The sequence below is a fragment of the Actinomycetota bacterium genome (assembly GCA_005774595.1).
Classification (GTDB): domain Bacteria; phylum Actinomycetota; class Coriobacteriia; order Anaerosomatales; family D1FN1-002; genus D1FN1-002.
Genome location: VAUM01000148.1, coordinates 1 through 4,557, shown reverse-complemented (window position 1 = coordinate 4,557; position 4,557 = coordinate 1). Strand labels below are relative to the sequence as shown.

The following is a 4,557-nucleotide window of genomic DNA, read 5'->3' as shown; positions in this document are numbered from 1 at the left end:
AGACTATGTAGGCCCGTCTGTGCGAACAGGCGGGCCTACCTGCGGAAAGAGGGCGCGGGGCGATGTGAGGGGTCGTCGCGACGGGGCCGATGCGTGCCCTCCGCGTGCCTTGCGTGTCCGAGAAGCGATCGCGCGAGACCCCTGTCCCGGCGGCAGCGGCATCGCCGGTAGGCTCATCCCGGTCCCGCGCGGGCGACCTGCTACCATTCGGGAATGAGCTGCGCGGCGACGATGTGCAGGACAGACTGGGTACGGGGCGCTTGTCTGCTATCGGCGCTGCTGCTCACGACCCTTCTCTCGCCCGACCTGGCCCGCGCGGCGGGGGACGTCGTGTCACGCGCCCAGGCGATCGCCTTCGCAGAGAAGGTGCTCGTCGACGAGGCGCTCTACGAGCCCGAATTCGTGAAGGGCCTCGACGCGAAGGTCACGTCGGCTACCGTGAACGGTCACGACTACCTGCTCGTCGAGTTCATGGACGCCGAGGGGATCGAGTCTGACAGCGTCGTGTTGACGCCGGAAGGCGTCTACGTGACCGACCGCAGGACACTCCAGGCGCTTGGAGCATGGGACTCGCTCCTCAGCCGCGTCGGGTTCGCCAGTGATTGGGGATGGGCGTCCGCGGGCATCGCCTTCGGACTGGGTGCCGCGTTCCTTGCTCTCCGGTGGATGCGGAAGCCTCGGATAGGGTGGCGCGCGTGGCTCGTGAACGCGGGCGTGAGCGTTCTCGTGGTCGTCTACCTGGCCGGGCTCATCTCGTCGGTGGTGATCGGCGATGTGCGCGGGGCGATCACGGGGGGTGTTCCGTTCATCGCGATCACTGTGGCCGTCGTGGTCGCTCTGCTGCGTCGCAAGCGCTACGCGGTCGTCGAGCTTCCGCCTGCGGCTTCAGACGTTGTCGACGGCAGGGCGGCAGGTGCCCTCGGATCCGATGCGGCGTCCGGAGGGTCCTCGCTCGCCGGCGTTCCGGCCAGCGCGCCGGGACCGGCGCTTGCCGGACCCGGCGGCAAGCTGCGTCCCGGCTCCGGAAAGCCGGTCGGGTTGAAGGTCATCGCGCCGGAGAACCTCCCCACCTTCACCGACGTGGGCGGCATGGATGAGGTGAAGCAGCAACTGCGCGAGACCGTCGGGCTGCTTGTTTCGCACGGGGATCTCGCCCGGCGGTACGGGATCGACTGGAACGGTGTCCTTCTGTACGGACCCCCCGGCGTGGGAAAGACGTTCATGGCGAAGGCGGCCGCCGGCGAGTTCGGCCTGAGCTTCATCGACGTGCGCGTCGCGGACCTCCTCTCGAGCTACGTCGGTGAGTCCAGCAAGCAGGTGGCGAGCGTGTTCGGCGCAGCCGCCAAGCACCGTCCCTGCATCCTCTTCTTCGACGAGTTCGATTCAGTCGCGCAACGGCGCGAGGACGCGTCGTGGGATAGGGAATCGACCCGCGTCGTCAACCAGCTGCTCCGCGAACTCGAGTCCGCACGGGAGGTGCCGGACCTCATCGTGATGGCGGCGACGAATCACAAGGCCACGCTCGATGAAGCGGTCATACGACCGGGACGTTTCGACAGGCACATCGAGATCCCGCTGCCCGATGATCGTGCGCGCCTCCGGGTGTTCGAGGCGCAGCTGGCCGGCCGGCCGGTCGAGGGTGACATCGATCTGCAGGGGCTGGTCCAGCGTACCTCCGGCATGAGCGCTGCCGACATCTCGGCGGTGGTCAACGGAGCGGCCCTCGAAGCGATGAGGCGCTCGATCGCGGGAGGAGACGCGTCGGGTGGCGCAGAGGTGCCCATCGACGAAGCCGCCTTGGTCCAGGCCCTCGAGGAACTCCGGGCCAAGGTCAAGCCGAGTGTCGCTCTCGCGACGTGGGAGGATCTGGTCCTCGCTCCCGAGACGCGGAGGAAGCTCGAGGAACTCCAGCGGCAGATCGAGCACAGTGAGGAACTCGCTCTCCGCGGCATCGAGGTGCCGCGAGGAATCCTGTTGTACGGGCCACCAGGGACGGGGAAGACGACGATCGCACGGGTACTCGCGTCGCAGGCGAACGTGTCGTTCTTCGCGGTGGACGCGAGTGAGATCGTGAGCATGTGGGTCGGGGAGACAGAGAAGAACATCTCGCGGCTCTTCGATGAAGCTCGGCGCCATCGGCCATCGATCGTCTTCATCGACGAGATCGACTCGCTGGTGTCTGCCCGGGCGGGTGAGAGCGGCATCGGCGACGACATCACCAGTCAATTCCTGCGCGAGATCGATGGCGTCATGGGCTCGTCCGGGGTCTTCGTGATCGGCGCGACGAACATCCCCTCGGCGTTGGACCCCGCCCTGCTGCGAGGAGGACGACTCGCCAGGCAGATGCTGATCCCGCCGCCCGATGCCGCCGGTCGCGAAGCGCTCTTCCGGGTCCACGCGCGACGCATGCTCCTCGCCGGGGATGTCGACTTCGCTGTGCTGGCCGCAGAGACGGAAGGTCTGACGGGCGCGGACATCAAGGAGGTATGCAACGCGGCGGGCCTGCTCTCCTTCGAGCGAGGCGCGACCGAGGTCGCCGCGGGCGACTTCGAGCAGGCACGGGGCGCCTACGCCTCGGACAGGCGTCCCTTCGACGTTCCTGACTGGATGGCCCGTAGCTGGGACGCGCCCGTGAAGGACAAGACCCCGTTCGGCTTCCGCATCGCGCGGATGCCCGGCGACGGAGATGAGAGCCCGGCGAGTCAGGAGCCGGCGCCAGGAGGGGAGTAGGGATGGCGTGCATCGTCTGCATCGCGATCCTCATCGCGGTCGGCGTCGCGACGGGAATGACCGTGGAGGATCGGCTCGATCGCAAGCTCGCGGATCTTGCGGAGTCGGGCGAAAGGGTGCACGAGACGGACTCAGTGGCGGTATGGGACGGGAAGCTGCGCGCGATTCTCGACGACGGCACGGTCAAGGTCGTGGACGTCACCGTGAGGATGTACAAGGGCACGGACCGGGTCGCCATCCAGATCAACGACCACGGCCTCACCCAAAGAGAGGCGGAGCGGCTGGAGGACGACGTCGCCGCCGCCTTGGGCGCCGCGATCGCGGAACGCCGGTTCCCGCCCGTGGGGCCGGACGGACTGCCTCTTGCGGCGGAGGGCCATGACCACGGGATGGGCGAAGGCGTCGGGGACGAGGACCTACTCGATGGCGAAGAGGATCCCGGCCTCCTGGAGGCCGAAGACCCCGATGCCGCGCGGCGCACCCGCCGCCGCTAGCGTGTGGCCGATGCACCGGAGATGGCGGTCACGGATCGGGGTGAAGACCAAGCCCTGACGGCCTGCTCGATCGCCCACCGTGTCGAACGGTGGCAGTAACTTACCAATCATGGTAAGTTACTGCCATGAAGCGTGACACCCTCATCGAGATCGTCGGCCGCGAGCCGCTGTTCACCACCGGCATGCTCCTCGCGCCCGGCACGGATCCGCAGGACGTCAAGAAGCAGCTCTCGCGCTGGACCCGGGACGGGTCCGTCGTCCAGCTGCGCCGCGGGCTGTACGCGCTCGGCGCGCGGTACCGCATGACGGACCCGCATCCGTTCGAGGTCTCGAACGCGCTCGTCGCCGGCTCCTACGTGAGCCTGGAGACGGTGCTCGCCGACCTCGGGCTCATCCCGGAAGCCGTGTTCTCCACGACGGCCGTCACGACCGGGCGGCAAGGTCTGAGAGAGACCCCGTTCGGAGCGTTCGTGTATCAACACATCAGGCCCGATCTGTTCTGGGGCTACGAGCCGCGCACTCTGACCGGGGGCCGGACGGCGTTCGTCGCCACCCCGGAGAAGGCGCTCCTCGACATGGCGTACCTGAGGACGCGATCCGACGATCCCGCGTTCGCTCCCGGCTTGCGGCTGCAGCGGCTCGAGACCCTGGACCTCGACAGGCTGACGAGCTTCGCTGAGCGCTTCGGCAGCCGGAAGGTCGAGCGGTTCGCGAGCAAGGTCGTCGAGCTGGCGGCGTCGGAACGACAGGAGTACGAGGGCGGATGAAGGACTACCTCGCGCAGATCGTCTCGCAGGCGCCGCCGCGCGACGCTGTCAACGCGATGCGGGAGTACCTCCAGGCGCGGATCCTGGAGACCTTGCAGACGCGAGGGGCGTCCGGTTCCATCGTGTTCATGGGCGGGACCGCTCTCAGGTTCCTGTACCGCATCCCCCGGTTCTCCGAGGATCTCGACTTCACTCTCGAGGACAAAGACGCTGGCTACGACTTCGAGGGGCTCATGGACGCGGTCCGGCTGGCGTTCGCGCGCGAAGGGTATGCGGTCGAGGTGAAGGCCTCGTCGCATCCGACGGTGAACAAGGCGTTCATCCGGTTCCCCGGGCTCGAGCACGAGCTCGGCCTGAGCGCGGACGCCGGGCGTGTCTTCTCGGTGAAGGTCGAGGTCGACACCGACCCGCCCGTCGGAGCGGGGATCGAGGTCACGACGGTGCGCCGCTTCGTCACCTTGCGGTTGGCCCACCACGACAAGCCGACGCTGCTCGCCGGCAAGACCGCCGCGCTCATGCTCCGCGAGTGGGTCAAGGGCCGGGATGTCTTCGACCTGGTCTGGTAT

Annotated in this window: 4 protein-coding genes; all 4 read left to right on the top strand. The window is 67.9% G+C overall.

Going from position 1 to position 4,557, the window contains the following annotated elements:
* Positions 1-213 precede the first annotated feature (213 nt).
* Positions 214-2,730 (top strand): AAA family ATPase, encoded by a 2,517-nt coding sequence (locus tag FDZ70_06720; GenBank protein TLM76299.1) that lies wholly within the window; start codon positions 214-216, stop codon positions 2,728-2,730.
* 2 nt (positions 2,731-2,732) lie between these two features.
* Entirely contained in the window at positions 2,733-3,224 is a 492-nt protein-coding gene (locus FDZ70_06715; GenBank protein ID TLM76298.1) for a hypothetical protein, read from the top strand.
* 125 nt (positions 3,225-3,349) lie between these two features.
* Positions 3,350-3,991 (top strand): hypothetical protein, encoded by a 642-nt coding sequence (locus FDZ70_06710; GenBank protein ID TLM76297.1) that lies wholly within the window; start codon positions 3,350-3,352, stop codon positions 3,989-3,991.
* Positions 3,988-4,557: nucleotidyl transferase AbiEii/AbiGii toxin family protein (locus FDZ70_06705; GenBank protein TLM76296.1), on the top strand; the 570-nt coding region annotated here is incomplete at its 3' end. The genes FDZ70_06710 and FDZ70_06705, both read left to right, overlap by 4 nt.

Excerpts from the sequence above, each read along its gene's own strand:
- FDZ70_06720 (TLM76299.1), top strand. The coding sequence starts at position 214 with ATGAGCTGCGCGGCGACGATGTGCAGGACAGACTGGGTACGGGGCGCT.
- FDZ70_06715 (TLM76298.1), top strand. The coding sequence starts at position 2,733 with ATGGCGTGCATCGTCTGCATCGCGATCCTCATCGCGGTCGGCGTCGCG.
- FDZ70_06710 (TLM76297.1), top strand. The coding sequence starts at position 3,350 with ATGAAGCGTGACACCCTCATCGAGATCGTCGGCCGCGAGCCGCTGTTC.